The organism is Thiomonas sp. FB-6 (genome assembly GCF_000377645.1).
Classification (GTDB): domain Bacteria; phylum Pseudomonadota; class Gammaproteobacteria; order Burkholderiales; family Burkholderiaceae_C; genus Thiomonas_A.
On sequence record NZ_KB898481.1, the window covers coordinates 84,541 to 102,906 of the forward strand.

At 70.2% G+C, this 18,366-nt stretch carries 16 protein-coding genes and 1 tRNA gene; 5 read left to right on the top strand and 12 right to left on the bottom strand.

All coding sequences use genetic code 11. The annotated features are described in order from the left end of the window. Positions 1 to 76 precede the first annotated feature (76 nt). The 6 genes from D466_RS0110820 to D466_RS0110845 all read right to left on the bottom strand — a co-directional run bounded on the left by D466_RS0110820 (position 77) and on the right by D466_RS0110845 (position 8,220). A complete protein-coding gene (locus D466_RS0110820; protein ID WP_038166019.1) occupies positions 77 to 2,965 on the bottom strand; it encodes a ribonucleoside-diphosphate reductase subunit alpha in 2,889 nt (962 codons plus the stop codon). 456 nt (positions 2,966 to 3,421) lie between these two features. Beyond that, the gene (gene ampD, locus D466_RS0110825) at positions 3,422 to 4,018 is read right to left on the bottom strand and encodes a 1,6-anhydro-N-acetylmuramyl-L-alanine amidase AmpD (RefSeq protein WP_018913739.1); all 597 of its coding nucleotides are present in this window, start codon (positions 4,016 to 4,018) and stop codon (positions 3,422 to 3,424) included. Further along, the gene (locus D466_RS0110830; protein WP_018913740.1) at positions 4,008 to 5,465 is read right to left on the bottom strand and encodes a sigma-54 dependent transcriptional regulator; all 1,458 of its coding nucleotides are present in this window, start codon (positions 5,463 to 5,465) and stop codon (positions 4,008 to 4,010) included. The genes ampD and D466_RS0110830 overlap by 11 nt, the downstream gene beginning before the upstream one ends. Before the next feature lie 24 nt (positions 5,466 to 5,489). After that, positions 5,490 to 7,178, bottom strand: coding sequence for a PAS domain-containing sensor histidine kinase (locus D466_RS21450; RefSeq protein WP_018913741.1), 1,689 nt, complete (start codon positions 7,176 to 7,178; stop codon positions 5,490 to 5,492). Continuing rightward, positions 7,162 to 7,389, bottom strand: a complete 228-nt coding sequence (locus D466_RS0110840) for a PP0621 family protein (protein WP_018913742.1) — start codon at positions 7,387 to 7,389, stop codon at positions 7,162 to 7,164. The genes D466_RS21450 and D466_RS0110840 overlap by 17 nt, the downstream gene beginning before the upstream one ends. Before the next feature lie 9 nt (positions 7,390 to 7,398). Then, complete coding sequence (locus tag D466_RS0110845; protein WP_018913743.1) at positions 7,399 to 8,220, bottom strand: inner membrane protein YpjD; 822 nt, start codon at positions 8,218 to 8,220, stop codon at positions 7,399 to 7,401. A 97-nt stretch (positions 8,221 to 8,317) separates the two neighbouring features. Here D466_RS0110845 and ffh point away from each other — a divergent pair, with 97 nt between their 5' ends. Continuing rightward, positions 8,318 to 9,679, top strand: a complete 1,362-nt coding sequence (gene ffh, locus D466_RS0110850) for a signal recognition particle protein (RefSeq protein ID WP_018913744.1) — start codon at positions 8,318 to 8,320, stop codon at positions 9,677 to 9,679. A gap of 50 nt (positions 9,680 to 9,729) precedes the next feature. Here the strand turns inward: ffh and D466_RS0110855 are convergent, their stop codons facing one another. Then, positions 9,730 to 10,443 carry a transglycosylase SLT domain-containing protein gene (locus D466_RS0110855; RefSeq protein ID WP_018913745.1) on the bottom strand — a complete coding sequence of 238 codons (714 nt, stop codon included), beginning with the start codon at positions 10,441 to 10,443 and terminating at the stop codon, positions 9,730 to 9,732. Positions 10,444 to 10,459: 16 nt separating this feature from the next. Beyond that, on the bottom strand, positions 10,460 to 12,181 hold the full coding sequence (locus D466_RS0110860; RefSeq protein WP_018913746.1) for a proline--tRNA ligase: 1,722 nt from the start codon (positions 12,179 to 12,181) through the stop codon (positions 10,460 to 10,462). Positions 12,182 to 12,333: 152 nt separating this feature from the next. On the opposite strand from D466_RS0110860, the gene D466_RS0110865 reads away from it, so the two are divergent. Together D466_RS0110865 and D466_RS22820 are read left to right on the top strand one after the other, a co-directional pair. After that, positions 12,334 to 12,900 carry an RNA pyrophosphohydrolase gene (locus D466_RS0110865; protein ID WP_018913747.1) on the top strand — a complete coding sequence of 189 codons (567 nt, stop codon included), beginning with the start codon at positions 12,334 to 12,336 and terminating at the stop codon, positions 12,898 to 12,900. Then, a complete protein-coding gene (locus tag D466_RS22820; RefSeq protein ID WP_081629920.1) occupies positions 12,897 to 13,460 on the top strand; it encodes a CNP1-like family protein in 564 nt (187 codons plus the stop codon). The genes D466_RS0110865 and D466_RS22820 overlap by 4 nt, the downstream gene beginning before the upstream one ends. 49 nt (positions 13,461 to 13,509) lie before the next feature. Here D466_RS22820 and proB read toward each other — a convergent pair whose 3' ends face one another. The 4 genes from proB to rplU all read right to left on the bottom strand — a co-directional run bounded on the left by proB (position 13,510) and on the right by rplU (position 16,397). Continuing rightward, positions 13,510 to 14,664 carry a glutamate 5-kinase gene (gene proB / locus D466_RS0110875; RefSeq protein ID WP_018913749.1) on the bottom strand — a complete coding sequence of 385 codons (1,155 nt, stop codon included), beginning with the start codon at positions 14,662 to 14,664 and terminating at the stop codon, positions 13,510 to 13,512. Further along, positions 14,642 to 15,724, bottom strand: a complete 1,083-nt coding sequence (cgtA, locus tag D466_RS0110880; RefSeq protein WP_018913750.1) for an Obg family GTPase CgtA — start codon at positions 15,722 to 15,724, stop codon at positions 14,642 to 14,644. The genes proB and cgtA overlap by 23 nt, the downstream gene beginning before the upstream one ends. Positions 15,725 to 15,803: 79 nt before the next feature. Further along, entirely contained in the window at positions 15,804 to 16,073 is a 270-nt protein-coding gene (rpmA, locus tag D466_RS0110885; RefSeq protein ID WP_018913751.1) for a 50S ribosomal protein L27, read from the bottom strand. Positions 16,074 to 16,085: 12 nt separating this feature from the next. Continuing rightward, a complete protein-coding gene (gene rplU, locus D466_RS0110890; protein WP_018913752.1) occupies positions 16,086 to 16,397 on the bottom strand; it encodes a 50S ribosomal protein L21 in 312 nt (103 codons plus the stop codon). 278 nt (positions 16,398 to 16,675) lie between these two features. Here rplU and D466_RS0110895 point away from each other — a divergent pair, with 278 nt between their 5' ends. Then, positions 16,676 to 17,605, top strand: coding sequence for a polyprenyl synthetase family protein (locus tag D466_RS0110895; RefSeq protein WP_018913753.1), 930 nt, complete (start codon positions 16,676 to 16,678; stop codon positions 17,603 to 17,605). Between the two features lie 115 nt (positions 17,606 to 17,720). Next, positions 17,721 to 17,797: transfer RNA gene (locus tag D466_RS0110900), tRNA-Pro, on the top strand. Positions 17,798 to 18,366 lie beyond the last annotated feature (569 nt).

The window sequence follows — 18,366 nt, forward strand, 5'->3', positions numbered from 1 at the left end:
TCAACACGAGAGAGTGTCATGCAATCCAAACCAATCAATTGCACACATTACTTTGATGCCAAAATCCAACGAAGGATCACTGGCAGGCCTCGCAGGTCGGATCGTCGATGGCGCAGAACTTGATGTCGCTGCCCGCGGTCGGCGGCATCACGGCCTCGGCTAGCGCGGCCGGCGCGGCCTGCACCGATGCGGCCTCGGACTGCGGCACCGCGTTCAGGCGCCCGCTGCGTACGGTGGACTTCTCCGCATGCGTGGCGCTGGTGGTGCGCAGGTAGTAGGTGGTCTTCAGGCCGCGCAGCCAGGCCAGCTTGTAGGTCTCGTCGAGCTTCTTGCCCGAAGCGCCCGCCATGTAGATGTTCAGCGACTGCGCCTGGTCGATCCACTTGCTGCGCCGTGCCGCCGCCTCGATGATCCAGGACGCGTCGATCTCGAAGGCCGTGGCGTACAGCGCCTTCAGGTCGGCGGGGATGCGGTCGATGGGCTGCACGCTGCCGTCGAAGTACTTCAGGTCGGCCACCATCACCTGGTCCCACAGCCCGCGCGCCTTCAGGTCGCGCACCAGGTACTGGTTGATCACCGTGAATTCGCCCGACAGGTTGGACTTCACGTACAGGTTCTGGAAGGTCGGCTCGATGCAGGCGTCGACCCCGATGATGTTGGAGATGGTCGCGGTCGGGGCGATGGCCACGCAGTTGGAATTGCGCATGCCGTGCTCGCGCACGCGCTGGCGCAGCGCGTCCCAGTCCAGGCTGGTGGAATCGTCCACTTCCACGTAGCCGCCGCGCTGCTCGGCCAGCAGCCCGAGGGTGTCGTGCGGCAGGATGCCGCGGTCCCACAGCGAGCCGGTGTAGCTGCTGTAGCGCCCGCGCTCGGCGGCCAGTTCGGTGGAGGCCCAGTAGGCCTGGTAGCACACCGCTTCCATCGAGCGGTCGGCGAACTCCACCGCCTGCTGCGAGCCGTAGGGAATGCGCGCCATGTGCAGGCAGTCCTGGAAGCCCATGATGCCCAGGCCCACCGGACGGTGGCGCAGGTTGGAGTTGCGCGCCTTGCCGACGGCGTAGTAATTGATGTCGATCACGTTGTCGAGCATGCGCATGGCCGTGGCCACGGTGCGCTTGAGCTTGGCCTGGTCCAGGCCCCACTGGCCCTGCGCGTCCTGGTGCAGGTGGGCCACCAGGTTGACCGAGCCCAGATTGCACACCGCGATCTCGCTGCCGCTGGTGTTCAACGTGATCTCGGTGCACAGGTTGCTCGAGTGCACCACGCCGACGTGCTGCTGCGGGCTGCGCACGTTGCAGGCGTCCTTGAAGGTGATCCAGGGGTGCCCGGTCTCGAACAACATGGTGAGCATCTTGCGCCACAGCTGGCTGGCCGGGATGGTCCTGTGCAGCTTGAGCTCGCCGCTGGCGGCGCGCTGTTCGTAGCGCAGGTAGGCCTGCTCGAAGTCCTGGCCGAAGCGGTCGTGCAGGTCGGGCACGTCCGAGGGCGAGAACAGGGTCCAGTTGCCGCCTTCCATGACCCGCTTCATGAACAGGTCGGGGATCCAGTTGGCGGTGTTCATGTCGTGGGTGCGCCGGCGGTCGTCGCCGGTGTTCTTGCGCAGCTCCAGGAACTCCTCGATGTCCAGGTGCCAGGCCTCCAGGTACGCGCACACCGCGCCCTTGCGCTTGCCGCCCTGGTTGACCGCCACCGCGGTGTCGTTGACCACCTTCAGGAACGGCACCACGCCCTGCGACTTGCCGTTGGTGCCCTTGATGTGGCTGCCCAGGGCGCGCACGCGGGTCCAGTCGTTGCCCAGGCCGCCGGCGAACTTGGACAGCAGCGCGTTTTCCTTGATCGCCTCGTAGATGCCGTCCAGGTCGTCGGCCACCGTGGTCAGGTAGCAGCTCGACAGCTGCGAGCGCCGGGTGCCGGCGTTGAACAGCGTGGGCGTGCTGGCCATGAAGTCGAAGCGCGACAGCACCTCGTAGAACTCGATGGCCCGAGCCTCGCGGTCGATTTCACCCAGCGACAGCCCCATGGCCACGCGCATGAAAAAGGCCTGCGGCAGCTCGATGCGCCGGCCGTCCTTGTTGTGGCGGGTGTCGGCGCGGTTGGTCAGGAAATAGCGGTCGTACAGGGTCTGCAGGCCCAGGTAGTCGAATTCCAGGTCGCGCTCGGGCTTCAGGGCCGCGCCCAGGCGGGCCAGATCGAACTGGCCCAGGCGCTCGTCGAGCAGTTCCAGCTCGATGCCCTCGCGCACGAAGTGGGGGAAGTACTCGGCGTAGCGCTGGCCCATCTGCGCCTGGGTCGCCTCCTCGCCCAGCACATCCCTGCGGATGGTGTGCAGCAGCAGGCGCGCGGTGGCCTTGGCGTAGCCGGGGTCGCTCTCGATCAGCGTGCGCGCGGCCAGGATCGCGGCCTTGTAGACCTCGTCCAGCGGCACACCGTCGTACAGGTTGCGCTGGGTCTCGGCCAGGATGGGGTCGGGGCGCACGTCGGCACCCAGTTCGGCGCAGGCCGAGCGGATCAGGTCCTGCAGCGCCGTCAGGTCCAGCGGGCGGCGCACGCCGCCGTCGGTGACCTGCAGTTCCTGCTGCTGCGGGGCCGCCTGCTCGCGGTTGCGCGCGCGTTCCTGCGCGCGGCGCTCGCGGTACAGCACGTAGGCGCGCGCCACCTCGTGGTGGCCGGCGCGCATCAGCGCCAGCTCGGCGTGGTCCTGGATGTCCTCGATGTGGAAGGTGCCGCCGCCGGGCCGGCTGCGCATCAGCGCGCGCAGCACGGACTGGGTCAGCTCCTCGACCTGCTCGCGCATGCTGGCCGAGGCCGCGCTCGAGCCGCCCTGCACGGCGAGGAAGGCCTTGGTCAGCGCGACCTGGATCTTGGCCGGTTCGAAGCCGACGACCGAGCCATTGCGCCGGATGATCTTGTAATCGCTGTAGGCCTGGCCCGCGGCGTCCTCGCCGGGAGTGTGCGGCGCGGGCATCGCGGCCTGGGTCTGGGGAATGTCGGTGCTCAGATTCACGCAGGGTCTCCTGAAAAGCGGGCCGCGCAGCCTCGGGGTTCCACGGCGCGCGGCACGGATGCGGTACCCGCCGCGGACGCTCGCGCGCTTGCGTCCGGGGGGATGGGCGGCATCGTGCGCGGACTCTTCGAGCCGCCGCGCCGACGATGCGGGGAGCGGGTCTTCGCGGCGCATGCCCGTGGTGCCGCGATTGACCTTGTGGGGCACTATATCTAGCGTTCGGACGGGGCGCAATACCCTATACCTAGCGCCAACCCGCCCCACAGCCTGGACACCGGCTATGCACAGGTTTTTCCACAGGGGCCGATTCGCGCGCACGCGGCGCGGCGCCTCGCCGCGCGGGCTCTGCCGCATCCCTGGGCGCGCCATGCCGGCTGTTGCGCGCACGGAACGCCGGCGCCGGCCCGCGCGCCGCTTTCAGGCGAACGGGGGCAGCGCCGAGTCGGGCAGCGCGCTGGCGCGGCGCACGAAGTCCCAGTCGAAATGCGGACCCGGATCGGTCTTGCGCCCGGGCGCGATGTCGCTGTGCCCGGCGATCGCGCGCACCGGGTAGGCCTCGAGCAGGGCGCCCAGCAGCGCCCCCAGGCTGTCGTACTGGGCCGGCGCGTAGGCCTGCGCGTCGCAGCCCTCGAGTTCGATTCCCACGCTGAAGTCGTTACAGCGCTCGCGCCCCCACATGCGCGACACGCCGGCGTGCCAGGCCCGTTGCTCGCAGGAAACGTACTGCCTGAGCTCACCGTCGCGGCGGATGAAGAAGTGCGAGGACACGCGCAGCCCGTGCAGCCCTTCGAAGTCGGCGTGCTCGGCGGGGTCGAGCCGGCCCATGAACAGGGCGTCGACATGCCCGGTGCCGAACCGGCCCTCGGGCAAGGAGATTCCGTGCAGCACGATCAGCTCGACCTGCGAAGCGGCCGGGCGCGGGTCGAAGTGGGGCGAGTCGCGGCGCAGCGCGTGGCGGTACCAGCCGGCCTCGAACAGCGCGGCGGCGGGCGGGCGGGCGGGCTCAGCGATCATCGAGGTGCAGGCGGCGCAGGCGCCATTGCAGCTGGCGCGGCAACAGGCCCAGGCGCCGCGCCGCGGCGTCCAGGTCGTGGCCGCCGTCGAGCAGCGCCTGGCGCAGTTCCTCGCGCTCGATGTCGTCCAGGCAGGCCGCCAGGCGCTCGAGTTCCTCGTCGTCCCCGGCCGGCACGCCCGCGGCCGCCGGCGCTTTGCCGTAGGCCGCGGGCGCCGCCGGCTCCTGCACCCGCGCGTCGGGCCAGGCGCCCGCTGCGGCGGCCGCGGCCTGCGAAGGCTCCGTGCGGTCGGCATCGGGCTCCAGGTCCGCGGCGCCGATCAGGTCGCTGGCGGCCATCGCGGCGGCGCGGTGCAGCAGGTTCTCCAGTTCGCGCACGTTGCCGGCGAAGCCGAAGCGGCGCAGGCGCTCCAGCGCCGCGGCATCCAGGCGCAGCCCCGGGCGTTCGTGGTCGTGGCGAATGCGCGCCAGCAGCGCCTCCACCAGCAGGGGCAGGTCGTCCAGGCGTTCGCGCAGCGGCGGCATGGTCACCGCGATCACGTTCAGCCGGTAATACAGATCCTGGCGAAAGCTGCCTTCGGATACGCAGCGCTGCAGGTCGCGATGGGTGGCGCTGACCAGGCGCACGTCCACCGGCGTCTCGGCGGTCTCGCCGATGGCGCGGATCTTGCGCTCCTGCACCGCGCGCAGCAGCTTGGCCTGCATCGACATCGGCAGTTCGCCGATCTCGTCGAGGAACAGCGTGCCGCCGGCGGCCGCCGCGAAAAAGCCCTCGTGCGCGCTGGTGGCCCCGGTGAAGGCGCCCTTGCGGTAGCCGAAGAACTCGGCTTCCAGCAGGTGCTCGGGGATGGCGCTGCAGTTGACGGCGACGAAGGGGCCGTCCGCGCGGTTGCTCAGTTCGTGCAGCGCGCGCGCGGCCAGTTCCTTGCCCGTTCCGGATTCCCCCTGGATCAGCACCGGCGCCATGCCCCGCGCGCAACGCCGCAGCGTCTGCTTGACCGCCAGCATCGGCGCCGACTCGCCCACCATGGCCTGCAGCGCGGCCGTGGTCGGCAGCGGCGGCGGGGCGTCGCGGTGGCCCAGCGCCGAGCGCACCACCTGGCGCAGCTGCGAGAGCTCCACCGGCTTGGTCAGGTAGTCGAAAGCGCCCATCTTCAGCGCCTGCACGGCGCTGGCCGCGCTGCCGTAGGCGGTGGCCACGACGATGCGCTCGGCGCGCCGCTGGGTCTGCGCCCAGGCCAGGATGTCCGTGCCCTCGCCGTCGGGCAGGCGCATGTCGACGATGGCCACCTCGTAGTCGTGGCGCGCCAGGCATTCCAGGGCCTGCGCCACGCTGCCGGCCTCGTCGGCCTGCCAGCCCTCGCGCAGCAGCGTGAGCACGTAGAGTTCGCGCAGGTCGGGCTCGTCGTCGACGACGAGCATGCGGATCGGGGGGGCGCTGTCGGACATCGTGGGATTGCTCGGCTGGCTCGCTCAGTCGCCCGCGGCCGGCGCCATCACGCCGATGACGAACTCGCCGTGGGTGCCGCCTTGCTGCACCACGCGGTAGAACAGTCGCGTGCCGTAGCGCGAGCACAGCTCCTGGCAAATATAGAGGCCCAGGCCCGTGCCGCGGCTGTCGGTGGTGAAAAAGGGCTCGAAGATCTGCGTGCGCAGCGTGGGGGCCACCAGCGGCCCGTCGTTGGCCACCGCCAGTTCGCGCAGGCGCGGGCCGCCGCGCAGCGAGATGCGGATGGCGCCCGGGCCGCCGCTGGCGAAGCGCTGGGCGTTGCCGAGCAGGTTGACGATCACGCGGCGCAGCTGCTGGGGGTCGAACTCCAGCGTGGCCTGCGCGTCCTGCGCCTCCAGCACGATGCGCCCGGGCGCGTCCGCGTCGAATTCCGCCACCAGTTCGCGCAGCATGCGCATGGGTTGCAGCACCACCGGCGAGCGCGTGCCCGAGCGTCCCAGGTCGAGCACGTCCTCGACGATGCGGTTGAGCCGGTCCACGTTCTGCGAGATCAGCTCGGACATGCGCATGCGCTGGGTTTCGCTCAGGCCGTGTTCGGCGGCCAGCTCGTTGGCGTGCGCGATGGCCCCCAACGGGTTGCGGATCTCGTGCGCGAGCGCGGCCACCAGGCGGCCCAGCGCCGCCAGCTTGTCCTGCTGGATCTGGTTGCCGATGTCGCGCATGTCCTGCACGAACACGACGTAGGCCGGCCCGCCCGGCAGGTGGCGCAGCGGCTGCACGCGGGCGCGCAGCTGCACCCCGTCGACGTTCTCGAACTGCAGGGGCGCGGCCGCGCGCACGCTGCCGGCGACCTCGCGCAGCCGGTCGCCCAGCGCCGCCAGCGCCGGGTCGGCGAAGTCCCAGGCGCCGGGCGCCAGATCCTCCGGCGTGCCCGGCAGGCCCAGCAGGTTCGCCGCCGCCGGGTTGGCGGCCTCCACGCGCATCCGGGCGTCGACCACCAGCACGCCGTCGGGATGCTCCAGCAGCACGTGTCGGTTGATGGCCAGTTGCCGGCCGGCACGGATCTCGCTGCTGCGCGCCCGCTGCTCCTGGCGCACCAGGCGCCGCGACAGCTGCCAGGCCAGCGTGCCCATCGCAAAATAGGCGGCGCCGACGAAGCCCGCCGCGAACAGCTGCAACTCGCTCCCGGTGGTCCAGCCCTGCAGCCCGGCCAGCGCCTGCCCCAGCAGCAGCAGGCTGACCGCGGCCGCGGTGGCCAGCGTGAAGCGCAGCGTGCCCCACACGCCGGCGGCGAGCACCGGCAGGGTGTAGCTCAGCACCAGTTCGTGCGCGGTCGGGCCGGCCAGCCACTGCAGCAGCGTGTAGGCCAGCAGGTCGAACAGCACGGCCGACAGCACCTGCCAGGCGAAGCCCCGCGTGGTCAGCAGGCTGAGCAGCCACTGGGCCAGCACGCCCAGCACGTACAGCGCGGCCACCGCCATGCCGATGCTGCCGCGGTGCTCCCCCAGTGCGTTCAGGATGAACCAGCCGAGCAGGATGCTGCCCATGACCAGGCGCGCCGCGCCCAGCACGCGGAAGGAGCGCACGCGTTCGCGCGAGGGCATGCTGCCGGCGATCAGGCGCGAGGCGAGGGAATCGGGCGAGCGCGGCTGGCGGCGCTCGAAGGCGAAGCCGCTGTCCGGGCCGGCCGCGTGCTCAGCCCGGCCGGGCATGTTCGGCGCAGCAGTAGGGGCGCTGCTGTGCATCCCACACGCAGCGGCTGGCCGGCACGTTGACTCCGCAGCGCGTGCATGCGTGCATTGGCTCCGGCGCGCTCAGGCGTTGCGCCTTGCGCTGTTGGTGCGAGGCTTGCTGCGACGCACGGTTCTTCTTGTGCAGCATCAGCACCACGATTACGACGATGAAAATCAGCAGGTATTTCATCGTGCGCTCTCAGCGGTGCAGGATGACCTGGAGCACGAAACGCGAGCCCACGTAGCTCAGCAGCAGCAGCGCCGAGCCGGAGAACAGCCAGCGCAGCGCGCGGCGCCCCCGCCAGCCCAGCACCCGGCGCCCGGTCAGCAGCACCGCGAACAGCAGCCACGAGGCCACGCCGAACACCGTCTGGTGGTTGAACTCGAAGGGCCGGCCGAACAGGCGTGTGCTGAACAGCGCGGCGAACACCAGCGCGGCGGTGAGCAGCACGAAACCCAGCGCGGCCAGGCGGAACGTGAGTTTTTCCAGGGTCAGCAGCGGCAGCGCCGGGCCCAGGCCGGCCAGCCCCGGGCGGCGCTGGTGCAGCGCGCGCTCGGCCGACCACAGCATGGCGCCGTGCAGCACCGCGGCGCCGAACAGCCCGTAGGCGGCGATGCCCATGGCCCAGTGCAGAGAAAAGGCGATGCCGGCTCCCGGCGGCGCCAGGCGGTAGGGCGGGAAGAACCAGGTCAGCAGCAGCGAGATGGCGGCCAGCAGGCAGATCCACGAGCGCAGGCCCTGCAGCGGGTAGTAAAGACTTTCCACCCAGTACACGGCGGCCACCAGCCAGAAGGTCAGCGACAGCGCGGGAGCGAAGCCGAAATCGGGCTCGTGCATGCCCTCCAGCACCAGCGCGAAGGTGCCGGCATGGGCCAGCCAGGCCAGCAGCATGGCCAGCGACGACAGATCACGCCCGGGCAGGGGCCTGGCCGCGCGCTGCACGGGCAGCACCCGCGGGCGGCCCAGGAACGCCGCCAACAGGTACAGTGCGAAGGCCAGGCCGTTGACTAAAATCCACATGTTTCAAGTTTAACCGAGCCTTCCCGCCGGCAAGCCGGGCCGGTCCAGGTTCCGCGGTGCCGCCCGGCGCCGCACGGCATCTTCGGGTCTCCACCTCATGTTGAACAACCTCAGCCAGCGTCTGTCCCAGGTCGTCAAGACCGTGCGCGGACAGGCCCGCATCACCGAATCCAACGTCGCCGACATGCTGCGCGAGGTGCGCCTGGCGCTGCTCGAGGCCGACGTGGCGCTGCCCGTGGTGCGCGAGTTCACCCAGCACGTGAAGGAACGCGCGCTGGGCCAGGAGGTGGTGGGTTCGCTCAGCCCAGGGCAGGCCCTGGTGGGCGTGGTGCACAAGGAGCTGGCCGCGCTCATGGGCAGCGGCCAGGCGGGGCTGAACCTGGCGGTGCAACCGCCCGCGGTGGTGCTGATGGCCGGCCTGCAGGGCGCGGGCAAGACCACCACCACGGCCAAGCTGGCCAAGTGGCTGGTCGAGCGCCAGCGCAAGAAGGTGCTGACCGTGTCGGCCGACGTGTACCGGCCGGCGGCCATCGAGCAGTTGCGCAGCGTCACCGCGCAGGCCGGCGCCGAGTTTCTCGAGTCCTCCCCCGAGGAAAAGCCCCTGGACATCGCCCGGCGCGCGCTGGCCTACGCGCGCGCCCACCACGTCGAGGTGCTGCTGGTGGACACCGCCGGGCGCCTGGCGGTGGACGAGCAGATGATGCGCGAGATCCGCGAACTGCACGAAGCCCTCGACCCGGTGGAGACGCTGTTCGTGGTCGATGCGATGCAGGGCCAGGACGCGCTGGGCACCGCGCGCGCCTTCCACGACGCCCTGGCGCTGACCGGCGTGGTGCTGACCAAGCTCGACGGCGATGCGCGCGGCGGCGCGGCGCTGTCGGTGCACCACGTCACCGGAGCGCCGATCAAGTTCGCCGGGGTGTCGGAGAAGATCGACGGCCTGGAGGCCTTCGACCCGCAACGCATGGCCGACCGCATCCTCGGCATGGGCGACGTGCTGGCGCTGGTGGAGCAGGCGCAGCGCCACGTCGACGTGCAAGCCGCCGAGAAGCTGGCGAAGAAGGTCAAGTCGGGCGAGCAGTTCGACCTCGACGATTTCCTCGTGCAGTTGCAGCAGATGAACAAGATGGGCGGCCTGCAGGGCATGCTCGACAAGCTGCCGGCCGAGCTGCAGGCGCGCGCCGGGCAGGCCGACATGGACAAGGCCGCGCGCGACGTACGGCGCATGCAGGGCATCATCTGCTCGATGACCGCGCTGGAGCGCCGCAAGCCCGACCTGATCAAGGCCTCGCGCAAGCGGCGCATCGCCACCGGCGCCGGAGTGGCCGTGCAGGAGGTCAACCGCCTGCTCGGTCAGTACGAACAGATGCGCGACATGATGAAGAAGATGAAGGGCGCGAAGATGTTCAAGATGATGCAGCGCATGGGCGGCGGGGCCGGCGGGCTGCTGCGCCGCTGAGCGCCGCGCGCGCCGCCGCCGCGCGCGGCCCCTGCACCGTGCCGCGGGGATCAGCGCGGGGCGCTCGCGGGCCGGGCCGGCAGCGCCTCGGCCAGCAGCGGGGCGCGCACCTGCCATTGCCCGCTGGCCGCCAGCACCGCGTCGGGGTAGGCTGCGCGCCCGCGCGAACCGTTGTAGCGCCCCAGCGCGTAGAACAGGCTGCCGTGCTCCTCGTCCAGGTAGTGGCGCAGGATCACGCAGCCGTAGCGCAGGTTCACCCGCATGCGAAACAGCGCCATCTTGTCGCCGTTGCCGATCTGACGGGTCCAGAACGGCATCACCTGCATCAGCCCCAGCGCCCCGACGGGCGAGATGGCGTATTTGTTGAAGCCGCTCTCCACCTGGATCAGGCCCAGCACGAGCGAGGGCTGCAGGCCGGCGCGGGTGGCCTCGTACCAGATGGTGCGAAGCAGCGCATGTCGGGCGTTCATGTCCGGGATGCGCTTGCGCAGGCGCGAGGATTCGGTGGCCAGCCACAGCAGGTAGCGCACCAGCTTGCGCGGGTCGTGGAAATGCGGGACCGGCGGCGCCTCGTCGGAGATCTGCGCGGCCAGGGCCAGGCGCACGGCGTCGGACAGAGCCTCCTCGCGCTGCGCCCCGGCCCAGGCGCTTGCCGTGGCGAGCTGGGCCGCCAGCAGCAGCGCGGCGGCGGCGCGGCGGGCCAGGCGGACCGGCCGGCCCGGGGGGCTGGACACCGCGCCGCGCGGCGGCCGCAGGGACTTCACGGCAGGGCCGGCCGGCTCAGCGCCGCGAGCGCGAGCGCAGCAGCTGCAGCACCTCGCCGCGCGCCACGCTGGTGGCCGCCTCGTCGCGGCGGTGCTGGTATTCCAGGGTCTGCGCGGCCAGGCCGCGGTCGGACACCACCAGGCGGTGCGGCACGCCGATGAGCTCCCAGTCGGCGAACATCGCGCCGGGGCGCAGCCCGCGGTCGTCGAGGACGGCGTCGAAACCGGCCCCCTGCAGTTCGGCCAGCAGCACTTCGGCGGCCTCCCGCACGGCAGGGCTGCGGTCCATGCCGATCGGGCAGACCACGACCTCGAAGGGAGCCAGCGCGTCGGGCCAGATCATGCCGCGGGCGTCGTGGTTCTGCTCGATGCAGGCGCCCAGGATGCGGGTGATGCCGATGCCGTAGCAACCCATCTCCAGCGGCCGGGACTTGCCGGCTTCGTCGATGTAGTTCGCCTGCAGCGCGTCCGAGTACTTGGTGCCCAGGTAGAACACGTGGCCCACCTCGATGCCGCGGCACATGGCCAGGCGCCCCCGGCCGTCCGGGCTGGGGTCGCCCTCGACCACGTTGCGGATGTCGGCGACCTCCGGCTCGGGCAGGTCGCGGCCCCAGTTGACCCCGGTGTAATGGAAGTCCGGCTGGTTGGCGCCGACCACGAAGTCGTGCATGTTGGCCACGGTACGGTCGGCGATCACGCGCAGCGGCCGGCGCGTGCCGATGGGTCCGATGAAGCCCGGGCGGCAGCCGAACCACTCGACGATCTCCTCCTCGGTGGCCATGCGCGCCTCGGCCAGTCCGGCCAGCTTGCCCACCTTGACCTCGTTGACGGCGTGGTCGCCACGCACCAGCAGCAGCACCAGCTGGGTGCCGGCCTCGCCGTCGGTGGCCAGCACCACCGACTTGACCGTGGCTTGCAGCGCGATACCCAGCAGCTCGGCGACTTCCTCGCACTTGCCGGCGGCCGGCGTGGGCGTGCGCTCCAGCGCCTTGCCCGGCGCCGCGCGCTGGCTCAGCAGCGGCAGGGCCTCGGCCTTTTCCACGTTGGCCGCGTAGTCCGACTCGGGGCTGTAGGCGATGGCGTCCTCGCCGGTGTCGGCGATGACGTGGAACTCATGGCTGAGCGAGCCGCCGATGGCGCCCGAATCCGCCGCCACGGCGCGGAACTCGAAGCCGAAACGCTCGAAGATGCGCCGGTAGGCCTCGTACATGGCCTCGTAGCTGCGCTGCGCGGCTTCGCGGTCGCGGTCGAAGGAATAGGCGTCCTTCATCGTGAATTCGCGCGCGCGCATCACCCCGAAACGCGGCCGGCGCTCGTCGCGGAACTTGGTCTGGATGTGGTAGAAGTTCACCGGCAGCTGGCGCCAGGAGCGCAGCTCGGCGCGCGCGATGTCGGTGATCACCTCCTCCGACGTGGGCTGCATGACGAAGTCGCGCTGGTGGCGGTCCTTCATGCGCAGCAGTTCGGGGCCGAACTTGTCCCAGCGGCCCGATTCCTGCCACAACTCGGCCGGCTGCACCACCGGCATCAGCAGCTCGATCGCGCCGGCGCGGTTCATTTCCTCGCGCACGATGGCCTCCACCTTGCGCAGGCTGCGCAGGCCCAGCGGCATGTAGGTGTACAGCCCCGCGGCGAGCTTGCGGATCATGCCGGCGCGCAGCATCAGCGCCTGGCTGGCCACGTCGGCATCGGCCGGGGCTTCTTTCTGGGTCGAGATGAAGAATCGGGAAGCGCGCATGAAATCGGCGTGAGTGGATGGGGACGGGCAGGGCGTGAAGCCAGCATCGGCGCGCCTCGGGCGCCCGAGGGCCGAAGCCGCGCGGCGTGTAGGTCGCGGGCGCCGGCTTGCCTATAATCAGAAGACATTCTAGAAGAACGGGGGCACTGGCCATGTTGGATCGAGAGGGTTATCGTCCCAACGTCGGCATCATCCTGCTGAACCCCAGGAACCAGGTGTTCTGGGGCAAGCGCATCAGCGGCCATTCGTGGCAGTTCCCGCAGGGCGGAATCCATGCCGGCGAGAACCCGGAACAGGCGATGTACCGGGAGTTGTTCGAGGAAGTGGGGCTGCGGCCCTGCCATGTGCATGTGCTCGGCCGCACTCGCAATTGGTTGCGTTACGAGGTTCCGCAGCAGTACCTGCGCCGCGATCACCGCGGCGTCTACAAGGGGCAGAAGCAGATCTGGTTCCTGCTTCGCCTGACCGGGCGCGACAGCGATGTGTGCTTGCGCGCCACAGACCATCCCGAGTTCGATGCATGGCGTTGGAACGATTACTGGGTCGCGCTGGACAGCGTGATCGAATTCAAGCGCGACGTGTACCAGCAGGCGCTGAGCGAACTGTCGCACCTGCTTCCGCGCACGGAGCCGCGCACGCGCTATCTGCGTGCCCATGTGCGCCATCAGCGCCACCAGGCGGAGCCATCCGCGGTGCCGGCCGAGGCCAGCGGCGAATGAGCGCCGCCGCCCGGAGCGCGCGGTTGTGCGCGGCGCTGGCCTGCGCGCTCGGTGCGCTGCTGCCCGTGGCGGCCCAGGAAGCGCCAGGCGGCATCGAGGGCCTGCCCTCGCAGGGGCCGCAGGTCAAGCCCGGCGCCATCGTGCACTTTCCGGCCCAGGTTCCCGCGGACGACTCCGGCCTGGTCGAGGTGCCGCTTCCCTCGGCCTCGGGGGAGATGCGTTTCATGGTCGACCCGGGCAGCGTCAGCCGCGCAGAGCCCTCGCTGGTGCGCTACACCCTGGTCGCGCGCAGCCGCTCGGGCTACCGCAACATCAGCTACGAGGGCCTGAACTGCGACGACAACACCTGGCACATCTACGCGACCTGGGATGCCGCCGGCAAGCGCTGGGCAGCCAATGGCGACAAGACCTGGGTGCGTGCCAACGTGGTGTCCAATTCCGACGTGCACGGCGTGCTCGACCACGACTACTGGTGCAAGGGCGCGATGGCCGCAGGCGATGCGAAGGAACTGATGCAGCGCCTGCGCAGCGGGCTGCAGCCTTACTTCGTCGCGCATTGAGGCCCGCCGGGCCTCGCCGAGGCCCGGCGGGCGCTGCCCGCGCGGGCCTTCAGCCCTGAGCCTGACGCAGCACCAGGTTGTCGCGGTGGATCAGCTCCGGCTGCTCGATGAAGCCGAGGATGGAGACGATCTGCGCGGTCGGCGCGCGCCGGATCAGGCGCGCCTCGGCGGCCGCGTAATTGCTCAGGCCGCGGGCGATTTCCGCGCCTTGCTGGTCGAGCACCGCGATCACGTCGCCGCGCTCGAACTCCCCGGCCACCTCGACCACGCCCACCGGCAGCAGGCTGGCGCCGCCCTCGCGCAGGCGCCGCGCGGCGCCGTCGTCGACGGTCACGCGGCCGCTGACCTGCAGGTGGTCGGCCATCCACTGCTTGCGCGCGGCCAGCTTGCCGGCCCCGGCGTGCAGGCAGCTGCCGATGGCCTCGCCCTCGGCCAGACGCAGCAGCACGCGGGGCTCGCGCCCGCTGGCGATCACCGTGTGCGCGCCGCTGCGCGCCGCGCGTTGCGCGGCCAGCACCTTGGTGAGCATGCCGCCCTTGCCGATGGCGCTGCCGGCGCCGCCGGCCATCGCCGCCAGCGCGGGGTCGTCGGCGCGCGCATCGCGCACCAGCGTGGCGCCGGGGTCCTTGCGCGGGTCGGCCGAGTACAGGCCGCTCTGGTCGGTGAGGATGATCAGCGCGTCGGCCTCGACCAGGTTGGTCACCAGCGCGCCCAGGGTGTCGTTGTCGCCGACCTTGATCTCGTCGGTGACCACGGTGTCGTTTTCGTTGATCACCGGCACCACCTGGTGCGCCAGCAGCGTGAGCAGCGCGCTGCGCGCGTTCAGGTAGCGGCGCCTGTTGGCCAGGTCGGCATGGGTCAGCAGGATCTGCGCGCAATGCCGGCCGCGCGCGCTGAAGGCCGTCTCGTAGGCCTGGGCCAAGCCCATCTGGCCCACCGCGGCGGCAGCCTGCAATTGCGGGATCTCGCTGGGGCGCCGGCTCCAGCCCAGGCGCTTCATGCCTTCGGCAATGGCGCCGCTGGACACCAGGATGACCTCCTTGCCCAGCGCGTGCAGGCCGGCGATCTGTTCCACCCACCGGGCGACCGCCGCGTGGTCGATGCCACGGCCTTCGTCGGTCACCAGGCTGGAGCCGACCTTGACCACCAGGCGGCGCGCCTGGGGGATCAGGGAGGAGGTGTCAGGATTCGTCGAGGGGGTCATGGACGGCAAAGCGCGGATCCTGCGGGTCGACCGCCGCCTCGCCGTCCTGCACCTGCGGGCGCAGGCTCTGGTCGATGTCGCGCAGCAGCGGCTCCAGGCCCTCGCGCGTGAGCGCAGAAATCGCGTACATCGGCCCCTTGTAGCGCAGCCGGCGGCGGATTTCCGCGACGCGTTCGGCGCGCTGCTGCTCGTCGAGCATGTCGAGCTTGTTGAGCACCAGCCAGCGCGGCTTGGCAGCGAGTTCGGGGTCGTACTTCTTCAATTCGGCCACCACGCTGCGCGCGTCGCGCACCGGGTCGGCCTCGGGGTCGGGCGGAGCCACGTCCACCAGATGCAACAGCAAGCGCGTGCGCTGCAGGTGGCGCAGGAACTGGTGCCCCAGTCCGGCACCCTCGGCGGCGCCTTCGATCAGGCCCGGGATGTCCGCCACCACGAAGCTGCGCCCGGGGCCCACGCGCACCACGCCGAGCTGCGGGTGCAGCGTGGTGAAGGGGTAGTCGGCGATCTTCGGGCGCGCGTTCGACACCGCGGCGATGAAGGTGCTCTTGCCGGCGTTGGGCAGGCCCAGCAGCCCGACGTCGGCCAGCACCTTGAGTTCGAGCTGCAGGCGCCGCTGCTCGCCCAGCTGGCCCGGGGTGCTCTGGCGCGGCGCGCGGTTGGTGCTGGACTTGAATCGCAGGTTGCCCAGGCCCCCGGCGCCTCCCTGCGCCAGCACCACGCGCTGGCCGGCGGTGGCGAGGTCGGCCAGCAGTTCGCCGGTCGCTGCGTCGCGCACCAGGGTGCCCACGGGCACGCGCAGCAGCATGTCCTCGCCGGCGGCGCCGAACTGGTCCGCGCCGCGGCCGTGCTCGCCGTTGCGCGCGCGGTACAGGCGCTGGTAGCGGAAATCGATCAGGGTGTTGAGGTTCGAGTCGGCTTCGACGTAGATGTGCCCGCCGCGGCCGCCGTCACCCCCGTCGGGCCCGCCGAAGGGGATGAATTTCTCGCGGCGAAACGACATGCAGCCGTTGCCGCCCTTGCCCGCGAATACCTCGATGTGCGCTTCGTCTACGAATTTCATGGCAGGCTGGCGCTGGGATTCGAACGGGAGGGAAAGTCGGTGCCGGCGGCGCTTGCGCGTCGCCGGCACGCAGCCGGCTTCAGGCCTGCTCGGCCAGCGGCGCGACGTTCACGAAGTGGCGATCGAACGCGCCCTTGCGCGCGAAGTTCACCTTGCCGTCCACCAGCGCGAACAGCGTGTGGTCCTTGCCCACGCCGACGTTGGTGCCCGGGTGAAAGCGCGTGCCGCGCTGGCGCACGATGATCGAACCGGCCGAGATCTCCTGGCCGCCGAACACCTTCACGCCCAGCCGTTTGGCCTCGGAATCGCGGCCGTTACGCGTGGAGCCGCCGCCCTTTTTCTGTGCCATTTCCTATGCTCCTCAAGCAGCGATGCTCTCGATGTGCAACTCGGTGAAATTCTGCCGGTGGCCCTGGTGCTTCTGATAGTGCTTGCGACGCCGCATCTTGAAGATGCGAATCTTCTCGCCACGACCGTGCGCCAGAACCTTGGCCTTCACCGCGGCCCCCGCAAGCAGCGGGGTCCCGAGCCGGGTGTCGGCGCCGTCGAATACGGCGAGCACCTGGTCGAGCACGATGTCCTGGCCAACGTCTGCGGCAATCTGTTCTACCTTGATCTTGTCGCCGGCAGCGACCTTGTACTGCTTGCCGCCGGTTTTTATGACCGCATACATGGGACAAACTCCTGAAAGAATGAAGCTGATTCGACTCCTTCCGGGCGCAGTGCTCGCGCAGGGCAGGGTGACGAACCGGGCATCATAGCAGAGTCGGGCCCCGGCGCCCAGACGGGCCAGGCGATCCGGGCCCTCGTCGGCCAGTCCGGCCGTCGCGGCCGCGGCTCATTAGAATTTCGAGGCTTTTTACCTCCCATCGTGTCGTTCCGCCAACCCGCACGCCGTTCGTGACCTCCTCCGCCTCGATTACGTCCATCCTCGCCCCCCTCTCCCAGGACATGCTGGAGGTCGACGCGTCGATCCGGCGGGCCCTGGCCTCCGAGGTGCCGCTGATCAGCGCCATCGGCAGCTACATCGTGGGCGCCGGCGGCAAGCGCCTGCGCCCGGCGCTGCTGCTGCTGGTGGCGCGTGCCCACGGCTACGCGGGCGAGCACCTGCATGATCTGGCGGCTGTGGTGGAAATGATCCACACAGCCACGCTGCTGCACGACGACGTGGTCGACGAGTCCGAACTGCGCCGGGGGCGCCAGACCAGCAACGCCGCCTACGGCAACGCCGCCAGCGTGCTGTCGGGCGATTTCCTGTACTCGCGCTCCTTCCAGATGATGGTGGCCGCGGGCGAACTGCGCATCCTGCGGATCCTGGCCGACGCGACCAACGTGATCGCCGAGGGCGAGGTGCTGCAGCTGATGAACATGCACGACCCGGAAATCACCAGCGAACAGTACATGCGGGTGATCCACGACAAGACCGCCGCGCTGTTCGAGGCCGCCGCGCGCATCGGCGCGGTGCTCGCCGGCTGCGACGCCGCGGCTGAGCAGGGCGCGGCCGGCTACGGGCGCTCCATCGGCCTGGCCTTCCAGCTCATCGACGACGCGCTGGACTACAACGGCAACGCCGAGGAAATGGGCAAGAACGTCGGCGACGACCTGCGCGAGGGCAAGCCCACGCTGCCCCTGATCGTGGCCATGCAGCGCGCGCAGGGCGAGCAGCGCGAACTCATCCAGCGCGCCATCCGCGAAGGCGACACCGACAGCCTGCCGAGCATCCTCGAGGTCGTGCGCTCCTGCGAGGCGCTGGACGAGGTCTACGCGGTGGCGCGCACCGAACTGAACAATGCCCGTGGCTTGGCGCAGGCCATGCCCGAGGGGCCCTTCCGGGACTCGCTGCTCGCGCTGTGCGACTACAGCCTGCAGCGCAATGCCTGAGCGCTGCCTGCGCGCCTTGTCAGCGCTTCGCGCAGTCTGCTAGACTGCTTGGCTTTCGTGCGCAGGCCCGGCCTGGGGGCGAAAATGCAGCGAAACTGCAAGGTGTACAAATTTTCGGGGTGTAGCTTAGCCTGGTAGAGCGCTACGTTCGGGACGTAGAGGCCGGAGGTTCGAATCCTCTCACCCCGACCAGATTCTCTTGAGAAATCAAGAACTTGCAACGGCCGCAGACTCTGCGGCCGTTGTCGTTTTCGGGGTGCTGTGCCAAATCTGTGCCACATCAGCCAGGTTGGCGCGGCGCGTAGCGCCTCGGAATAAACGCTGTGGCTACAGGAGTCTCCACAACCCACCTGGAGATTTCCTCATGGCAGAACTCAGCAACCGCAGCCGTTTCCACGTCACGGTGCGCAACCGCGACGACCTGGCGCGCCACTTCCCCTTCACGCAGATGTCGGCGGCCCGGGCCTGTGTGCGCCGATGCAATTCTGAGCCACCGTGCCGACCCAATAGTGAGCCAGGGATGGGAGCCGGTCTGATGATGTCCGGCGGTGGATAAGTGTAGGTCGTGGCCTGGGTCGGTGATCTCCTGGTGGTCGGTTTGATCGAGGGGGAAGCCGTGGAGGGCGTAGCCCGGAACGGCTTCCCCCTCGGTGTCTTAGGTGGTCTGTGCTGGCGCCTTGCGAGCCTGTTCCCGGCTCTTGATCCGCGTCCTGGCGTCGGCACTGGAGCGCATGAAGCGGATCGACTCGTTGCCGGTCTCG

Coding starts and splice junctions, on each gene's coding strand:
- D466_RS0110865 (WP_018913747.1), top strand. CDS start 12,334: ATGTTGGATCGAGAGGGTTATCGTCCCAACGTCGGCATCATCCTGCTG.
- D466_RS0110895 (WP_018913753.1), top strand. CDS start 16,676: ATGCTGGAGGTCGACGCGTCGATCCGGCGGGCCCTGGCCTCCGAGGTG.
- D466_RS0110840 (WP_018913742.1), bottom strand. CDS start 7,389: ATGAAATACCTGCTGATTTTCATCGTCGTAATCGTGGTGCTGATGCTG.
- D466_RS21450 (WP_018913741.1), bottom strand. CDS start 7,178: ATGCCCGGCCGGGCTGAGCACGCGGCCGGCCCGGACAGCGGCTTCGCC.
- D466_RS0110830 (WP_018913740.1), bottom strand. CDS start 5,465: ATGTCCGACAGCGCCCCCCCGATCCGCATGCTCGTCGTCGACGACGAG.
- D466_RS0110860 (WP_018913746.1), bottom strand. CDS start 12,181: ATGCGCGCTTCCCGATTCTTCATCTCGACCCAGAAAGAAGCCCCGGCC.
- cgtA (WP_018913750.1), bottom strand. CDS start 15,724: ATGAAATTCGTAGACGAAGCGCACATCGAGGTATTCGCGGGCAAGGGC.
- rpmA (WP_018913751.1), bottom strand. CDS start 16,073: ATGGCACAGAAAAAGGGCGGCGGCTCCACGCGTAACGGCCGCGATTCC.
- ampD (WP_018913739.1), bottom strand. CDS start 4,018: ATGATCGCTGAGCCCGCCCGCCCGCCCGCCGCCGCGCTGTTCGAGGCC.
- D466_RS0110845 (WP_018913743.1), bottom strand. CDS start 8,220: ATGTGGATTTTAGTCAACGGCCTGGCCTTCGCACTGTACCTGTTGGCG.
- D466_RS0110820 (WP_038166019.1), bottom strand. CDS start 2,965: ATGCCCGCGCCGCACACTCCCGGCGAGGACGCCGCGGGCCAGGCCTAC.
- proB (WP_018913749.1), bottom strand. CDS start 14,664: ATGACCCCCTCGACGAATCCTGACACCTCCTCCCTGATCCCCCAGGCG.
- D466_RS22820 (WP_081629920.1), top strand. CDS start 12,897: ATGAGCGCCGCCGCCCGGAGCGCGCGGTTGTGCGCGGCGCTGGCCTGC.
- ffh (WP_018913744.1), top strand. CDS start 8,318: ATGTTGAACAACCTCAGCCAGCGTCTGTCCCAGGTCGTCAAGACCGTG.
- rplU (WP_018913752.1), bottom strand. CDS start 16,397: ATGTATGCGGTCATAAAAACCGGCGGCAAGCAGTACAAGGTCGCTGCC.